Consider the following 18,197-nt stretch of genomic DNA (forward strand, 5'->3'; position numbering starts at 1 on the left):
GAGTTCTATGGAATTAACTGGTAAAAATATCTCTTTTAAATATAGCTCTCAATCTAAACAAATCTTAAAGGATGTTAATATAACTATTGATAATAAAAAGATTTTAGGTTTATTTGGAGATAGTGGAAGTGGTAAATCCAGTTTATGTAAAATTCTTGCAGGACATATTAAAAGATATGAAGGTGAGGTAAAATGTGGGGGTAATAAGATTCCTAATGGTTTCGATCCTGTTCAATTAATTTATCAACATCCTGAAAAAGTAATGAATCCTAAATGGAAAATGCATGAAGTTTTAGGGGAATCTTGGGATGTTCCTGATGATTTATTAGAAGACTTTGGGATTCAAAAATCTTGGTTAAATAGATGGCCTGCTGAACTTTCTGGTGGAGAATTACAAAGATTTTCAGTTTTAAGAGCTTTAAATCCTAAAACTAAATTTTTAATAGCTGATGAAATGACTACTATGCTAGATGCGATAACTCAAGTTCAAATATTTGATTCAGTTTTAAAAATTGTTAAAGAAAGAAATATGGGTTTATTAGTTGTTAGCCACGATAAAGATTTAATGGATATTATTTGTGATGAAGTTGTATATATTGATGATATTAATCATGTTTAGTTGTGGTTTTATATCTTTAGGATATTAAATTTAATATCTATTTATATTTTTATTATTTTTTACTTATTTTTATTTATTTAACTTTTACTTTTAGCTATTTTGAACTATTTAAGTTTTTTTCAATCTTCATATTTTACAAAAATTTTTTATTAGCTTTATATATGTCCTAAAATTATAAAACTAATAAATTAAATAATATGTATTTAAATATATTATTAGTAATTTTTAATGATATTATATTAAATTTATTTTGGAGAGATATGATGAAAGTTTTACTTATAAATGGAAGTCCACATAAAGAAGGTTGTACTTTTACAGCATTAACTGAAATTAAAAATCAATTAGAAAAAGAGGGAGTTAATAGTGAAATTTTTTGGATTGGAAATAAACCAGTTAGAGGTTGTATAGCTTGTTTGAAATGTGGCCATAGCAATGGAAAATGTGCCTTTGATGATGATCCAGCTAATGAAATAATCGATAAAATTATAGGATCTGATGCTGTGATTGTAGGGTCTCCTGTTTATTATTCTGGACCTAATGGTGCATTATGTGCTATTTTAGATAGAGTTTTCTATGCATCAGGTGCTAACTTTGCTTTTAAACCTGCAGCTTCAATTGTAAGCTGTCGTAGAGGTGGAGCAAGTGCAAGTTTTGATAGATTAAATAAATATTTCACTATTTCAAACATGCCTGTGGTATCTTCTCAATATTGGAATATGGTTCATGGTAACACTCCTGAAGAGGTAAAACAAGATTTAGAAGGTCTTCAGATTATGAGAACTTTAGCAAGAAATATGGCATGGATTTTAAATTCAATTGAAAATAATGATTTACCTAATCAAGAAGAAAAAGTAAAAACTAATTTTATAGGGTAATTTTTAAGATTTAACTTTTAAATTTTATTAATTTGGGATTATCAATAAAAATTTTTAGTTTAGCTTAGAATTTTTTTTAATAAATAAACTAATTGGATAATAATATTTATATCTATTAAAAAAGAAATATTATATTATTAAAATTATTTAAACCGTTTATTTAAAAATTTTAGGAGTAATTTTATGGATACAGGAAATAAAATAATTATTATTCTACTTATTTTAATTGCAATTGCTGCACTTGTTTCTGGTTTCCTTTTCATATTTAATAATATAGGAGACACAGATGATGTAAGTTTACAAGAAAATAATACTACTAATGTTACTAATTTAACAATTAATGAAACAGAGAATTTAACAAATCTTACTGCAGATGAAGATTCTAGTTTAGATTCTAGCTCTAGTTATCCTACTAGTTCTAGTGGTACTCGCCATAGTTCTAGTTCATCTAGTGGTACTCGCCATAGTTCTAGTTCATCTAGTGGTTCTGGCTCACATAATGGCTCTAGTTCTTCAGGTACTGGTGATTCTGGTTCATCTAATGGTTCTAGTTCTTCAGGTACTGGTGATTCTGGTTCATCTAATGGTTCTAGTGGCTCTGGTTCATCTAGTGGATCTAGCGGCTCTGGTTCATCTAGTGGATCTAGCGGCTCTGGTTCCTCTGGTAGTGGTTCTGGTTCCTCTGGTGGTGGTTCATCTACTGGCGCTACTGAAACTACTGGCTAATTTTTTTATTTTTCTATATTTTTAACATTTTTTTAATTTTTTATTTTTCTATTTTTCTATATTTTTAACATTTTTTTAATTTTTTATTTTTCTATTTTTCTATATTTTGCAGTAATTTTTTTCTTATTATTAGATTAATTTTAAACTTAATTAGCCTAGTCTATTGATTTTTTTATTCCTATTTAAAATACTTTATTTCTTATTTAACTCTTATTCATTCCTTTATTTTTAATATAAGTTGTTATTATTAATTTAAAAAATCTATCTTTAATTATATATTATCAATATAAATTATATAGAACTTTACTTTTTTATTTTTTAATTTGAAAAGCTTTATTTATGGATTTTTTAATCAGATTCCTTTAATCTAGTTTATATTTCATTTGTTTAGATATTATATTGTTATATTTTAATAAAATACATATGTATAGTTATTTATTTATCTAATAAAGCATTATCTGATTGTTTTTAATATTATTTATTAAAAATGATTATTTTTTAATTCATATGCTTATATTCACTTATTTTTTTAAAATATTAAAAATAGATATCTTCTTAATTAATTTAATTAATTTAATTCTTTTATATATGTTTTTAAACTAAGATATTCCTCATTTTTTATTTTTTTTAAGAGAAAGATTTATATTATATTAAATAATAATCTTTAACTAATATTAAAAAAGAATTATTTTAGTTTAGATAAAATTAAGTTCTAAAATTCTTTAATTATTATAAAAAAATATATTATATAAAAAAATTTTTTTAAAATAATAATTAGTATTCTTTTTTATTATGTTAATTCCACTTTTTTAATCTATTGGGGAATTTATTGAGGTGAAAAAATTTCGAATAAAATGATAACATTGCTTTTGTTGATTCTGTCATTGATTATTATCACAATGGCTTCAGTATCAGCAAGTGATGTAAGTGACATAAATGATAATCAAAATTATCTTTCAACAGATGAGGGTTCAGCTAATGAAGATATGATAAGCCAAGATCTAGATTTATCTAGTGCTAAGTCAGATTCAAATAGTAATTCAGAGTTAATTACTAGTTCAAATGAAGAATCTGATAATTCAAAACTTGAATCTTCAAATACTGTATCTGATCTATTGTCTAATTCTAACAGTACAACAGATTCAAATACAACTACTAAGAATTCTACAACTATTGTAAGTTCTAGCTCAACAGTGGTTAATGGAAATGATTATTCTGTCACTTTAAAAGATAATAATGGGAATGTTTTATCTGGTAAGAAGTTAATTTTTACATTTAATGGAAATAACTATACTGAAACTACTAATTCTCAAGGAATTGCTAGTTTAACTATTAATGCAAAAGCAACTAATTATATTATTAATGTTGCTTTTCTTGGTGATGGATTATATGAAAGTTCATCTATTTCAAATAAATTAACTGTTAGTAAAACTCCAACAACTATTAAAAGTTCTACTACCTCAGCAATAAAAGGAAAATCTTATTCAGTTGTTTTAAAGGATAAAAATGGAAAACTTTTATCTTCTAAGACAGTAACTCTTAAGTTTAATGCTAAGACTTATAAGAGAACTACTAATTCTAAGGGTATTGTTAGCTTTAAAATTAGTGGTACAGTAGCAAAAACTTATAAATTGAATTATAAATTTGCTGGTGATGATTATTATGCACCTAGCTCTGGTTCAGTAAGTCTTAAAGTTAAAATGCCTACAAAGTTAACTGGATCTAATGCCCATATTGTTAAAGGTAGTAAATATAACGTTACTTTAAAAGATGCCAATGGTAGAGTTTTATCTAAAAAGGCTGTGACTTTCAATATTAATGGTAAGACCTATAAGAGAACCACTAACTCAAAGGGAGTTGCTAATTTAAAAATTAATCTTGCAGATGGAAAATCCTATGATTTTAAATATACATATGCAGGTAGCTCTTATTATGGAGCATCATCTAAAAAATTATCTTTATATGTTAAAACTCCCACTAAATTAACAAACTCTGGTAGTTCAGTAGCTAAAGGAAAGTATTATTATATTACTTTAAAGGATTTTAGAGGTAAAGTTTTACCTAAACAGACTGTTACCATTAAATACAGAGGGAAAACTTATAAGAGAACTACTAACTCAAAAGGAGTAGCTAGCTTAAAAATAAACTCAGCTATTGGTTACTCTTATAAACTCACTTATAAATTTGCTGGAAATAGTTATTATGGACCTAGCTCAGGTTCTCTAAATCTTAGAACTAAAATGGCTACAAGCTTAACTAAGTCTTCTTCAACTATCCTTAAAGGAACTGCTTATAAAGTTACTTTAAAAGATGGTAATGGTAAAGCTTTGTCTAAAAAGACTGTGACTTTTACTTTTAATGGTAAGACTTATAAGAGAACTACCAATTCTAAAGGTCGTGTTAGTTTAACTATTAATGCTGCAGCAGGTAAAACTTATAAATTTTCTTATAAATATGCTGGAGACTCCTACTATAATAGATCCTCTTCTGGAACTATTAATTTATTTGTAAAAATTAAAAGTACTTTTTCCAATTCTGGTAGTTCCATAATGAATAATAGTTCTTATGTTGTCAGTTTAAAAGATGGTGATGGTAAAGCTTTATCTGGTAAGACTGTAAGTTTTACCTTCGATGGAAATAGTTTTAAAAACACTACTGACTCAAATGGCCTTGCTCATTTATTTATTGTAGAAAGTTCTCCTATAACATCTACTTTATCTTATAAGTTTGAGGGAGATAATGTATATACCGCTTCATCTGGTTCTGTAAGTTTAAATGTTAAATCTGATAAAGTTTTTACATTTAATCAGATTGTTACAGCTGCTAAGTCTTTAAGGGATTATGTTGATAAAAATGCTAAAATCCCAGCAACTGTTTCAGTAAATGGTATTAATGTAAATACTAGTAGCTTTGCTTATTTGATGGCTAAATCTGTAGTTAATATTAACAACGGTAAAAAATATAATGTTGATGTTATCAACATTAGTTCTAATTATTCTAATGGCGGTAATTCTTCAATTAATGCAGATTTAGATAAATCAGCTTATATTGCATTATCTAATAATTTAATTAACTATGCTCAATCTAATGAGAGGCTTCCAAACTATATTAGCACTAATGTAGGATTAATATCTCCAGATTTATACATATTTGGCCTTTCAAAAGCTTTGGATTTCTATTCTAATATGGGAAGGTTGCCAAAGTATATAACCTTAGATACTGATGATGTTGATGGTAAAGTTAATCAAATAGTCATTAAAAAGGGTAATCTTTCCCAGTATAAAAAGGGTTTAAATGAAGTACAATCTCTTAGTTCTTCTGAGATTGCTAAATACTTAAAATCTTCTGGAAATGATGCACTTAATGATGCAATTAGGAATTTGGCAAATTCATTAACTTCAGGAAAAACTAGTGTTTGGGATAAAGCTAATGCAATTTTTAGGTATGTTAGAGATAATATAAGCTATGAATTTTATTCAAATACTAAGTATAAAGCAACAGGTACTTTGAGTAAGAAAAAAGGTAATTGTTGTGATCATGCAAACTTAATAGTAGCTCTCTGTAGAGCAGCTGATATACCAGCTAGATACTCACATGCTAAAGGATGTACTTTCACTAGTGGTTTAGTAACTGGACATGTATGGGCGCAAATCTATGTAGATGGTGTTTGGTACTCTGCAGATGCAACAAGTAGCAGAAATGAATTAGGTAATATTCGTAATTGGAAGACAAATTCATTTAATAATTTAAAACAATATGATCATTTACCTTTCTAACAAGCTTTTTGGCCTTTGGCCAAAAACCTTGACCAAAACTTTCTCACTATTGGGGAGTAATTAATTTTTAACTTTTTTCTTTTTTTAATTTCTATTTTATTTCTATTTTATTTCTATTTTATTTCTATTTTATTTCTATTTTATTTCTTTTTTTTTTTTATTGGATTGATAAATTTTTAATTTTTAATTTTTATTCTATTTTCCAAATATTTTATTCTTCATTTATTTTAATTTTAGCTATCATAATAGTAATGGTCATTATCAATACAGTTTGTTTAATTAAATACATTTTTATTTATTTTAAGGGCTATTCATATTTTAATAATTTTTCATTAATTATCTACATATCCTAATTATTATTTTATATTTTTTTAATTTTTCAAAACTTTTATCATAATAAAAATTAGTTTTATATACTATTATGAATATATATTCATAACATATATTCAGAATCTAAAGATTTAGATTTTATTAAAAATTATTAAATATTATTTAATTTGGTTAATTTGATTTAAATTTATTAAAAAAAATGACATTTAAATAACTATTAAAAAAATAATATTTAAATAACTGAACTATTATATATTATACTGTTTAAATAAATTTATATGAGGAATAAAATGGTAAATAATGGACATGGACATCATGGAGCTAGTAATTTAAGTCCTGAACAACAAAAACAAATGATTGAACAGGAATTAAAGCTATTTGAACATATGAAAAATATAAAATATAAAATAGCTGTTATGAGTGGAAAAGGTGGAGTAGGTAAATCTACAGTAGCTGCTAACTTAGCAGAGGCTTTCCAGAAAAAAGGATTGTTAACAGGTATTCTTGATGCTGATATTCATGGACCTAATATTCCTAAAATGTTAGGAGTAGAGGGAAAGGATGTAATGATTGAAAATGGTGAAATGATTCCTGTAATAAGTAATAATGGAATTAAAGTAATGTCAATAGGTTTTTTAATTGATTCTCAAGACACTCCAATTATTTGGAGAGGACCTCAAAAATCAGGTTCTATTAAACAATTTATGGCAGATACTGCTTGGGGAGACCTTGATGTTTTAATTATTGATAACCCTCCTGGAACTGGAGATGAGCCATTAACTGTACTTCAATCATTACCTAATGTTGATGCAGTTATTATGGTAACTACACCAAATAGTTTATCTCAAGAAGATGTTTTGAAATGTGTAGGTATGGTTAAAATGTTAAATATTGAGGATATTGGACTTATTGAAAATATGTCTTATTATGTTTGCCCTCATTGTGGTGAGAAAACTAATATATTTGGTGAGTCTCAAGGAGAAAAATTTGCAAATGAAATGGGGGTTGTTTATTTAGGAAATCTACCTTTAACTGAACAAGTTCCTGAATCTGCAAATCAAGATAGTACTATGGTAAATAGTTATGTAGACTCTGAAGTTACAAATAAGTTTTCTGAAATAATTGATAATATAAAACTGGCATTTTTAGATTAATTATATTCTAAATCTTATTTTTTTAATTATTTAATTTATCTTAATTATTTCAATTATTTAATTTATTTTAATTACTTAGTTTATTTTAATTATTTAACTTATTTTAATTAATTAGTTTATTTTAATTACTTAATTTATTTTTATTCTTTTTTTAACTTTTTATCTATTTTTTTAACTCTTTTAAACATTATTTAAATTTTTAACTATTTTTAAAAGGATTGGAAATAGAAATAATCTTTTTTAAAAACAAATTAAGATAGTTTTATATAGTTTAGATAACATATCAAAATGTATAATAGTATAATTCACGGAATTTTACTTAAAAATCTAATTTTTAAAGACTATTAATATGAATTTTCTTTTTAGTCTTAAAGTATTTAGAGGTGTTTATATGAGTATATTAGATGGTATTTTGGAAGATAATAAGAAATTTGTCGAAAACTTTGAAGGAGAAGAAATGTCTCACCATGCACAAAAGAAAATAGCTATTTTAACTTGTATGGATTGTAGATTAATTGACTTCTTTGAACCAGCTTTAGGACTTAAAAGAGGAGATGCAAAAATAGTTAGAAATGCAGGAAACTCTATTGTAGGGGAAGATGCAATTAGATCCATTGCTGCTGCATTATACAACTTAGGTGCTGAAGAAGTATTGGTTGTTGGCCATAGTGAATGTGGTATGGCTGGTGCTGATGTAGATGCATTAAAAGAAAAAATGCTTGCAAGAGGTATAAAAGAAGAAGACATTGCTAAATATGATTTAGTAGAATGGGTTGGTGGATTTGAAGATGAGGAAGAAAATGTGCTTAATGTAGTAGAAAAAATCAAAAACCATCCATTAATTCCTGATGTTCCAGTTCATGGCCTTATTATTGACATTGTAACTGGTGAGTTAAAAGTTTTAAAAGAAGATTACTAATTCAAAGTTTTAAAAAAGTTTGATTAAATTTTTTCTAATTCTCTTTAGGATAAAGTTTGATTAAATTTTTTTCTAATTCTCTTTAGGATAAAGTTTGATTAAATTTATTATTTAAATCTTTTTATTTTTATTTAAACCACCATATTTTAATTTATTTAACTAAATTAGCTTAATTTATTATATATAACTAAAAATAATAATTTTTGCAAAGCTTATTTTTTATTATTATAACTGTAGTAACTTTACTATTAGTAATGGGACTAGTGAAGTTCCCAAATATACATATATCACGACTTGGATTCGTGCTAAGTTATGCCAATGCTTAGCTTTCAATTAATAACCAGTTAATTGAAAATTGTTGAAATTTATTAAATTAAAATTGTATTTCTTATAGAACATTTTCTTTTTTTAGTTCTAATATTTAATTGTAATAGTATTGATTTAATTACTATTTGTTGTCAACTTTGTTATCTACCACTTTATTGAATAAAACCATACTTTCCCTATTTACTCAAAAGTTTTGATAATGAGGTAGTAATCTGAATTCTTTATTTATTAAAAGGTTAAATATGAGCTTTAGTGAAACAATAATTAAAAACAATGTATTAGGCAGTAAAATTTATTTTAATGAGGAACTTAGGGAAAAAGAATATTCATCTATCTTAAAACATAAATCTAGAAATAAGAAATCTTCTAAATCTGATAAAAATGAAACTGATGCATTCACATGCCCTGTATGTGGATCTAATAAAGTTTTCTTTGACCGTGTTCGCTTTGAAAAATTATGTAGGGATTGTGGCTTAGTTCTTGAGGAGAACATTATTGATTCTACAATCAGAGGAACCTCTAGAGACAATGAAGGTAATTCCTACAGTCAAAATGGAGCACCTAGTGATATAGCCATTCATGATGGCGGATTATCTACAAGTTTTGATGTTCATAAAGGAAACTTAAAAAATAGACATAGATGGTATCGCTTAAGAAAAGTACATAATCAATCTCGTGTAAGGGGGTCTCGTGAAAGAAATTTATCTAGAGCATTTAGTGAATTGTCTTTATTGATTTCTAATTTATCCCTTTCTAGAGCTGTGAAAAATGAATCTGCATCTATTTATAGAAAAGCATTAGATAAAGATTTAGTTAGAGGTAGAAGTATTAATAAACTTATGATTGCTACAGTTTACATTGCATGTAGACAGTGTAGAGTGCCACGTACTTTAGATGAAATGGCTGAAGTTACTAGTGTTGATAAAAAGACTATTGGTAAAAATTACAGATTCTTATTAAGAGAATTAGGATTAAAATTACCTATTGTTTCTCCAACTGATTACATTCCAAGATTTGCAAGTAAATTAGCTTTATCTTCAAATGTTGAAGTTAAATCAATTGAAATTATTAATCAAGCAAAAGGTTTAGGATTAAGTTCAGGTAAAGACCCAGCAAGTATTGCAGCTACAGTATTATATGGGTCTGCTATCTTACTTGGAGAACGTAAAACCCAAACTGAAGTAGCAAGCACTCTTGGTGTAACTGAAGTTACAATTAGAAATAGATTAAAAGAATTAAATGCTGAATTAGACTTTATATAAGTTTAATTTAGTTTAATATTTAATTCTTTTTTATTATTTATTTTCTATGCCATTTTTAGACTATTTTTTTTAAATCTTATTTTTTATTATTTTTTATTATTTTTTTATTATTTTTTATTATTATTTATTTTTTACACCATTTTCTTAGATTTTTTTATTATTTTTTATTTACTTTCTATTTGAGTTTCTATTTGAGTCTCTGATTTATTTGATGAGCTTCTACTTAAAATTATTAATGCAGCTATTGTGATAATTACTCCACAAGTCATTAATAATGTAGGTATTTCTAAATAGAATATTGTTCCAAATACAAGAGCTGCTATTGGTTCTCCTGAGGATAAAATAACAGCTGTTCCTGCATCTAAATGATTTAAAGATATTGTTATAAGTATGTAAGGAAGAGCAAATGAAATTAATGAATGTAATAGTAAGTATAAAATATTGGGAATTGTATTTAAGGAAATGAAGTTATTAATTTGAGTGAAATTGGTAAATGGGATTGTTACTATTGTAATTATAATCAATGAATAAAATAATATAGTAAATGTATGTTTGCCTATATCAATTGATTTTCTTGATGAAACTGAATACATTGCCCAAAATATTGCAGCTCCAATTCCTGTAATGACTCCAATTAATGAAATATCAATGGAATTTTCTTCAATGAATCCAGTAACTAATGTGCAACCAATTAATACAAGGATTACAGATAATACTTTAACTGAACTTATCTTTTCACCAAATAAAAAATATTCAAATACTAATACAAATACTGGAGCAGTACTTAATAGGATAGCTGCAAGGGATAATGGAACTGTGTTAATAGATTGGTTATAACATAGATTTAATCCAAGAATAGATAATCCACAGATTATAAATAAAGAAATATCATGTTTATTTATTTTTAAGAAAGTTTTATCAGCTATTAAAATAGCTATTAAAAGGTAAATAATAGCTATTGAAAATCTTAAGAATAACAATGTGGTGGAATCTATTCCATTTTCAGTTAATGTTCGAACAAATATTCCAGTTGATCCAAACATTATTCCTGCAATTATTGGGAAAACTAAGTATATTTTCTTCATTATTTCACTTATTTTACTTTGAGCTCATTATATATTTCTATCTTATTTTATTAAATTTTATTCTTTATTTACTTAATTCTTATTAATTTTTCATTTTTCATTGTTTTTAAAATGAATGCATTTATATATTTTGTATGACAATTTAATAGTGTACAAAAGTAATTTGTGTATTACATCATTGTATTAATAATCTATTAAATTATATTGTAGGGATAAAGATGTCTAAAAAGATGGATAATAAAGAAAATGATGAACAAAAAAGCAATAATTATGAATTTGACAAATCTGGATTTAAATCTAATGATTATGAAGATGTAGAAGAGTTTAATATTTGGGATTTAGAACAGATTTTTAAAGATAGGGTAAAAGCATTACAAGATTTAAATAATGAATTTTGGGGAGCTTATGAAGAATCCAAAACAAGAGCTTCTGGAAGAAGAGCAGATAAAAAAGAAAGATTACAACCTTTAAGTGTTAGGGTAAAACCACATACTAAACGATTTTTAAAGGAAGAATCTCTACTTTCAGCAAGAGAAATCTTAGAAATTTATGAAGAATTTAATAATGCTAGTGAAGATTATATTAATTCATTAAAAAGAGATGAAATATTATTAAAAGAAGAGCTTGCTGAGATAGAGTTAAAATTACAAAATGCTAAAGAGTTTACAGAGAGATTAAATCATATTAAAGAGGCAAAAGAAAAAAGAAATGAAAAAATCAAGATAGATATTGAATAAATATTTGGATTGATTTTTTAAATAAATGTTTTATATATCTCTTTAATTTTATGTTATTTTATTTTTAGAATTAAATTTAGATGGTTAGTTATGATTATAGAAAAAGTTTCTAAAAATGATGAATGGGAAGATTATTATATAAAAAGTAAATCTTCTAATAAACATTATATAATCACTTTTGATATTTTAGAGGATACAGTTAGTTGTGATTGTGAAGATTTCAGATATCGTAAAGAAAACTTAAAGTTTGGCGGAGTTAAACTAAAAGATAGGGAAAGTCACTGTAAACACATAAAAAAGATTTTAAGAATAAGAAATGAGTTAATCTAAATAAGATTTTAAGAATAAGAACTGAATTAAGATAAAAAAGGATTAATAAGCAGTTTATTATTTTTTAATAGTTTTTAAATTTAGTTAATACTTTTATTATTTTTAATTCTCATTGTTATGAGATTCAATAAGTTCATTTAATTTTGTAATGATAGTATTTACGTCTATTTCTGATATTTTACTCATTTTAGAGATATCTACTTTTCTCATCATTACTTTTGCTATTGGTGTTTTTAGCATTTTAAATTTAGGACTTATTTTCACTAGTTCATCCTTAAGCCAAGGATATTCTTTTAAAATATCTGATAATTTAGTTTCTGATGTGATTTTTATCATTTAAATCATATTTATATTTTTAGAATTTATTCTTTTCTTATTCTTTTTTTATTCTACATTACTTTAACATCAGGATTTTTTTCTCCAAACTCTTCTTTTAATTTTTTACAAATTTCTTCACGTGGTTTAGATTGCTTTTCCATTTTTTTAATAGTTTTATATGCTTTAAATAATGTTGATGGTCCAATTTCAGAACTGAAATATCCTATTCCTTGATTCCATGCAAGTAATTCAAATACATCATCAAGAGCTGCAGAATTAAGTCCATTAATATATGCCTTAACAAGTTCTCTTGTTGCTTGACGCATTCTTCCGGCACCTACAGCATTTGTTAAAGATAAAAGAAGTCTAGTTTCATAAGATAGATATCTATTTTTATCACTCCAAGTTAAATCCCAGAATTGTACAGCTATTTCTCCTAAACTTTCATCAATAAGAGGCATATTTGTTAAAGCTACAGGTCTCATTGGAATATTTTTATCTTCTTTTTTTACTTCAATTCTATAAAAATATGCATGATATTCATGTTCATCTAATTTTTCTGTGTGATGTTCAAAACCAAAATCTTCCATTAGTTCATAAAGAGGTATTGGTTCAAAACTTTGTATTACTTCAAGTCCTTCCCCTTTAGATAATTGTTGGGATTGTTTTTTAAGACCTGGTAAAATGTTAGCTGATATTCCTCTAAGATCCATGGTTTTAAATTCATTTATTTTATCTTTCCAGTCTTCGTAAGCCATTTTTTAACCTTCTGAATATTTCATTAATTTTCATAATTTAATATTTGTTAATTTAATTCTTAGTAATTTAATATTTTAATAATTTAATTGAATGATTTATAATTAATAATTCTTTTTTATCTTAATTACAATAATTTAAATGTTTATTCTAATTTTAAATGAATGATTCTAGTTGTATTTAGTAAATCACCACTCCACATTAATATTTTAGTCATGAATTCTATTTTTTTAGATAGAATCTTACGAGCATCTATGAAAAATGGTCTCTGTTCAATAAGTGTACTATTAGTTTTTTTAGCAAATTCCTTTCCATCATTTACATAAAAATACATAATAGCAGATTCATTTCCTGTTTTTTGAACATATCTATTAGCAAACTTTAAACCATTTCTATTAGTAGCATCAAATATAATTTCTGCATTGTCAAAGTTTTCTTGTATAAGTTTTATTATTTTAATAATTTCTTCTTCATGGAAATATTGAAAAACACCAGAAGCAATTATTAAAGTAGGTTTAAATTTATCAATTCTTTCCATCCAACCTATTTTAAAGAGGTCTCCAGATATTAAAAATTCATTTTCATTTTCTCCAATTAAATCTCTTCTAAGCTTAATAACTTCAGGTAAATCAACTTCATAAAAAATAGAATCTTTCCTATCTAATCTAAAATAAGAAGTTTCAAGTCCAACTCCAAGATTAATTATATTAGATTCAGTATTTTTATTTATAAATTTTTGAGTAATTTCATCAAAATTGTAATATCTTGCAACAGATGCTAATAGGTGATATTCACTAGATTTTTCTTCAATTAATTTATTAGCTACTATATTTTCAAGTTTTAATGCTTCTTCATCATAAAAATATTCTGGAAACTTTTTTGAGATATTTATTCGTGCAGTTAATGGGATAAATAATGTATCTTCCACACCTTCATAATCCACCATATTTTCACCAAACATTTATTATTTTCTAAAAATTATCTAATAGTTAAAAATCATCTACATTTATTATAGGAACCCAATTTCCATAATCTACTTTATTGTTTTTATTTTTCATATTATCACAAAAATTTAACTAAAATTTAGGAATACCTAAAAATATATACTATATGATAATATGATATTTAAATATTTAAACTTTACTTAAATTTAAAAATTCAACTGGTTTTATAAAAACCTAATGAAATTTTATAATTGATTTTAAAAAAGGATTATAATTTAATTTTAATTTTCAAATTGTATGTGAAGTAAAAAAATAAAAAAATATAAAGTATATAAATACTCTATTCTTAATTTAAATAATTAAATTTATATTAATATTAGATTAAATATTTAATTTAATAGGTGCTTAAATGATAATGAATGAGTCTATAAAATTAAATTCAAGTTCTAATTTTCAAATAATAGATATTACAACTGATATTAGTCAGATTTTAAATCAAATAAATAAAGATAATCATAATAAAATAGATAATGGTATTGTAAATATCTTTACAAAACATTCTACAAGTGCTATTCTTGTAAATGAAAATGAAAAAGGGCTTTTAACTGATTTTGAAAAAGTTTTAAAAGATTTGGTTAAAGAAAAAAATAACTATAAACATGATTTTATGGATAATAATGCAGCATCTCATATAAGAGCATTTTTACTTAAATCATCTGAAACTATTCCAATAGTTGAGGGTAGATTAGATTTAGGGACTTGGCAATCAATATTCTTTATAGAATTAGATGGTCCTAGAACTAATAGAACAATTGATTTAACTTTCATAGGAGAATAATTAATTCTTTTTTATAATAATTATTTAATAATTATTTAATAATTATTTAATAATTTATTTAATTATTGAATTTAATTTATTTAATTAATTTATTTAGTTATTTAATATAACTTGGTGTTAAAATGGAACTTTTAAACAATCTTAATAAAGTACACACTACTGAAATGGGTGTAGGTAGAATTAAAAGAAATATTGGTGTAGAAGTAGAGGATATTGTAAAGTATTGTGTAGATAAGATAAAGCAAGATAATGCAGTTATAAAAAGAAAAGGTAAAAATTATTATGTAGGTGTTGATGGGATTATAATTACTGTAAATGCTTCAAGTTATACAATTATAACTGCTCATAAAGAAAAATAGTTTAAATTAGTAAATAATTAAAAATAGTTGAGATTATAAAGATTAAAAATAGTTAAAATAGAAAAAATAAGAAATAAATTATGGAAATTTAAAATAAAAAATAAAAAAGAAAAATTTCAAACTTTTTATTAAAGTTTGAATTCAATTTCAAATGCAATAACCGGATATTCTAATTCAAAGTTTTTAATAACTTCAGGAGCTATTTCACCAAAGAATCCAGTTATTTTACCATTTTTAGACTCACCAATAAAATCAGCTACTCTACCTGGGATAAAACTAGTATTAGTTGAATCGGATATTTTCATATTGTATCCTAAATTGGAAACAACACTTGATACAGTTGATTTTATTTCAGTAAAGTTAGCAGTAGAGTGACAAATCATACCAGCTAATTTTTTAACTTGCTTGGTTTTATTAAATGAATTATCATCCATGTATAAAACATCACCAATTTCAAAGATTTTTTGTGGAAGATCCTCATGTTTATTGTCTTCTAAAAATTCCATTAGGCTATTAAGTAAACTTGTTCTAATCATGGTTCCACTAATAGTAATTGGCTTTGCAACTTGAACATGATCAATTTCTTTTTGGTTCATCTTTTTATATTGGCCCATCTCACTTGTTAACATTAGGCTCATTACTTCTTGAAAGCCTAATCCAATCATAAGTTCTCTAATGACCTTTTCACCTTTAAACCAATTATTTTCACTTGCCACAGTTACAATATCTGGTAATTTTGCTTCAACTGCATTAATATGATATTGGATAGTAATATTTTCAATAATATCTACTTCGTGTAAGATATCAACTCTATAAGGTGGAATAATTACTTCTAATTCTTTTTCATTAAGTATATTAGCATCAAATCTTGCTTTTTCAAGTAATTCTTTAATATCTTCAGAACTTAAATTAGTGCCGCCAATTAATTCATTAGTTAAATCAACATGAACATTTCTGACTTTTGGAGTAAAATCAGGAGTGGTTATGGTTTCATTTTCATATTCAAGTTCCATAGATTTGATTTTTCCTCCAACTTCAGCAAAGGATGCACATATTATGTTCAATGATTGTTCAACTGCTTTCTCATCAGTTCCAGTTACATCTACAATGATATTTACAGTATCTTCTTTAAGTTTAGTTAATTCTCCGTTGATGATTGGAGGCATGGATAAAACTTGGTTATCCTTATCAATGATAAGGGGGTACTTATCGAATTTGTCAATCAAATGAGCATATTTTTCTCCAGTTTTATGATTGCTTAATATTTCTTCTGGAGTCATTTCTTCATCAGATTCAAGAGGAAGAAAGGATGGTTCATCCTTTGGAGTTGCAATGTATTTGTATGGTCCACTTATAACATCTGCATTATGAACACCAATAGCTACTTTTTTACGATTTCTTCCAATTACCCAATGTAAGTTTTCTTGAAAGTCCATAATGTATTTAATTTTATCTCCTGTGAAGTCTACACCTTCAATTTTTGCAAATTTAATGTAGGGGCGAATTTCTGCAAGTTCTGGACTTACATAAACCTTCTCACCAGATGGTTCAATTTCATATTTTGGAAGTCCAGTTTCTAATCCTAAAAATCCCTTAAATGATCTTGCTACTCCTTCAACAGATAAATTATCTGGACGATTAGGGAAGAATTCTACTTTAATTTCTTCATCATCATAATCTTCAATATCACTTGCCATCATAGGTAAGGTATTAATAAGTTCATCTTTTTCCATATCAATACCTAAATCTTTTAAATCTTTGTATTTAAATGTAATTACAGGCATTTATTATCTCCTAATACAGTTTAATAATTTTATAAGTTTTATTTTTTAATTTTAGTTTATTGTTAATTTTAGTTAAAATTTAAATTAATTTAAATTAATTTAATTAATTTAATTAGTTTTTATCAATTATTTAATATTTTTAATTAACATAGAGTAATATATTTAAAATGATTAATTAAAAAAATAAGTAAATTATTCTCTATAAGCCAAATACAGCCATAAAGAATAAACATTCAATAACAAAGTGTAATGCTCTATGAGGTAACCATGGTATATGTCTTATAACAATTGAATGGCTTACATCTAATAGGAAATGTATTAAAGCTGCCAAAAATCCTACTTTAAATGAAAAGAATACACATGATACAAAAATAAAATGGAAAAGTGCTTCTAAAGCTTCATGAACAATCCAAGTTTCCATTACAGAATCTAATGCACTACTAATAAGACCTCCAAGTATTATGTAAAAGTCTCTAACATAATCCCAAACTATTCTGCTATGAACTTCATCACTTATAGCAAGTACAATAGCTACATAAAACCATAATAGTTGCATTTTGTCACCTCGTAAAAGTTAATTTTAAATTTTTTATAGTTTTATTCTAGTTAAAATCTAGTTTTAAATTTTTTATAGTTTTATTCTAGTTAAAATCTAGTTTTAAATTTTTTATAGTTTAATTCTAGTTAAAATCTAGTTTTAAATTTTTTATATTTTAAATTTAGAATAATAAAATTTAATTATATACTATGTTTGCTTTTGTTTATTATTTATTATATAATTATTGTTTTTTTATAAGTTTGACTCTTTCAAAAACTTTGTTGATGAACTTGGTTAAATTTTCATTACAAATCAAATCTCTGTGATAGATTCTCTTTAAAACACCACGAATAGTCTTAAAAGTTCTTTTTCTTGATTTGGGCATAGTTTCTCTGAAAGGCATTTTCGAGTTTTTAGTTCTAATCTCAATTTTCTTATCTTAAATGATAAATAAAGCTTTTATAACTAGGAACAATAGATTTTCTTATAAATTTCATAAAATAAGATTTATGAAATTCAT

General features: G+C 25.0%; 18 protein-coding genes. 11 read left to right on the plus strand and 7 right to left on the minus strand.

Going from position 1 to position 18,197, the window contains the following annotated elements:
- The first annotated feature begins 7 nt into the window (after positions 1-7).
- The 7 genes from BM020_RS01615 to BM020_RS01645 all read left to right on the plus strand — a co-directional run bounded on the left by BM020_RS01615 (position 8) and on the right by BM020_RS01645 (position 9,988).
- The gene (locus BM020_RS01615) at positions 8-619 is read left to right on the plus strand and encodes an ABC transporter ATP-binding protein (RefSeq protein ID WP_074797991.1); all 612 of its coding nucleotides are present in this window, start codon (positions 8-10) and stop codon (positions 617-619) included.
- Positions 620-882: 263 nt separating this feature from the next.
- On the plus strand, positions 883-1,494 hold the full coding sequence (locus BM020_RS01620) for a flavodoxin family protein (protein ID WP_067147049.1): 612 nt from the start codon (positions 883-885) through the stop codon (positions 1,492-1,494).
- A 183-nt stretch (positions 1,495-1,677) separates the two neighbouring features.
- Positions 1,678-2,220 (plus strand): hypothetical protein, encoded by a 543-nt coding sequence (locus BM020_RS01625; RefSeq protein ID WP_067147047.1) that lies wholly within the window; start codon positions 1,678-1,680, stop codon positions 2,218-2,220.
- Between the two features lie 899 nt (positions 2,221-3,119).
- Positions 3,120-5,996, plus strand: a complete 2,877-nt coding sequence (locus BM020_RS01630; protein ID WP_067147046.1) for a transglutaminase domain-containing protein — start codon at positions 3,120-3,122, stop codon at positions 5,994-5,996.
- Between the two features lie 620 nt (positions 5,997-6,616).
- A complete protein-coding gene (locus tag BM020_RS01635) occupies positions 6,617-7,480 on the plus strand; it encodes an Mrp/NBP35 family ATP-binding protein (protein WP_067147045.1) in 864 nt (287 codons plus the stop codon).
- Positions 7,481-7,871: 391 nt separating this feature from the next.
- A complete protein-coding gene (locus tag BM020_RS01640; RefSeq protein WP_067147043.1) occupies positions 7,872-8,399 on the plus strand; it encodes a beta-class carbonic anhydrase in 528 nt (175 codons plus the stop codon).
- Between the two features lie 569 nt (positions 8,400-8,968).
- Positions 8,969-9,988 (plus strand): transcription initiation factor IIB, encoded by a 1,020-nt coding sequence (locus tag BM020_RS01645; protein WP_082762131.1) that lies wholly within the window; start codon positions 8,969-8,971, stop codon positions 9,986-9,988.
- A gap of 164 nt (positions 9,989-10,152) precedes the next feature.
- On the opposite strand, the gene BM020_RS01650 is transcribed toward BM020_RS01645, so the two are convergent.
- Positions 10,153-11,073 (minus strand): DMT family transporter, encoded by a 921-nt coding sequence (locus tag BM020_RS01650; protein ID WP_067147041.1) that lies wholly within the window; start codon positions 11,071-11,073, stop codon positions 10,153-10,155.
- A gap of 218 nt (positions 11,074-11,291) precedes the next feature.
- On the opposite strand from BM020_RS01650, the gene BM020_RS01655 reads away from it, so the two are divergent.
- Together BM020_RS01655 and BM020_RS01660 are read left to right on the plus strand one after the other, a co-directional pair.
- Positions 11,292-11,810, plus strand: coding sequence for a hypothetical protein (locus BM020_RS01655; protein WP_067147039.1), 519 nt, complete (start codon positions 11,292-11,294; stop codon positions 11,808-11,810).
- A gap of 90 nt (positions 11,811-11,900) precedes the next feature.
- Positions 11,901-12,140, plus strand: coding sequence for a hypothetical protein (locus BM020_RS01660; protein ID WP_067147037.1), 240 nt, complete (start codon positions 11,901-11,903; stop codon positions 12,138-12,140).
- 102 nt (positions 12,141-12,242) lie between these two features.
- Here BM020_RS01660 and BM020_RS01665 read toward each other — a convergent pair whose 3' ends face one another.
- The 3 genes from BM020_RS01665 to BM020_RS01675 form a co-directional block, all read right to left on the minus strand.
- The gene (locus tag BM020_RS01665; RefSeq protein WP_200781235.1) at positions 12,243-12,476 is read right to left on the minus strand and encodes a DUF1858 domain-containing protein; all 234 of its coding nucleotides are present in this window, start codon (positions 12,474-12,476) and stop codon (positions 12,243-12,245) included.
- Between the two features lie 53 nt (positions 12,477-12,529).
- Positions 12,530-13,216, minus strand: a complete 687-nt coding sequence (locus BM020_RS01670) for a DUF2249 domain-containing protein (RefSeq protein ID WP_067147035.1) — start codon at positions 13,214-13,216, stop codon at positions 12,530-12,532.
- A gap of 143 nt (positions 13,217-13,359) precedes the next feature.
- Positions 13,360-14,160 (minus strand): class I SAM-dependent methyltransferase, encoded by an 801-nt coding sequence (locus BM020_RS01675; RefSeq protein ID WP_067147033.1) that lies wholly within the window; start codon positions 14,158-14,160, stop codon positions 13,360-13,362.
- Positions 14,161-14,567: 407 nt separating this feature from the next.
- Here BM020_RS01675 and BM020_RS01680 point away from each other — a divergent pair, with 407 nt between their 5' ends.
- Complete coding sequence (locus BM020_RS01680) at positions 14,568-14,996, plus strand: secondary thiamine-phosphate synthase enzyme YjbQ (RefSeq protein WP_067147031.1); 429 nt, start codon at positions 14,568-14,570, stop codon at positions 14,994-14,996.
- Between the two features lie 122 nt (positions 14,997-15,118).
- Positions 15,119-15,355: a DUF3781 domain-containing protein gene (locus BM020_RS01685; RefSeq protein WP_067147029.1), complete on the plus strand. Its 237-nt coding sequence runs from the start codon at positions 15,119-15,121 to the stop codon at positions 15,353-15,355.
- Positions 15,356-15,483: 128 nt separating this feature from the next.
- Here BM020_RS01685 and pheT read toward each other — a convergent pair whose 3' ends face one another.
- The 3 genes from pheT to BM020_RS09700 form a co-directional block, all read right to left on the minus strand.
- Entirely contained in the window at positions 15,484-17,139 is a 1,656-nt protein-coding gene (pheT, locus tag BM020_RS01690; RefSeq protein WP_067147028.1) for a phenylalanine--tRNA ligase subunit beta, read from the minus strand.
- 199 nt (positions 17,140-17,338) lie between these two features.
- Positions 17,339-17,695, minus strand: a complete 357-nt coding sequence (locus BM020_RS01695; protein ID WP_067147026.1) for a hypothetical protein — start codon at positions 17,693-17,695, stop codon at positions 17,339-17,341.
- A gap of 223 nt (positions 17,696-17,918) precedes the next feature.
- Positions 17,919-18,062 (minus strand): hypothetical protein, encoded by a 144-nt coding sequence (locus BM020_RS09700; protein WP_200781236.1) that lies wholly within the window; start codon positions 18,060-18,062, stop codon positions 17,919-17,921.
- Positions 18,063-18,197 lie beyond the last annotated feature (135 nt).

Origin of the sequence: Methanobrevibacter olleyae, from assembly GCF_900114585.1 — an archaeon.
In the GTDB taxonomy this organism is placed as follows: Archaea; Methanobacteriota; Methanobacteria; order Methanobacteriales; family Methanobacteriaceae; genus Methanobrevibacter; species Methanobrevibacter olleyae.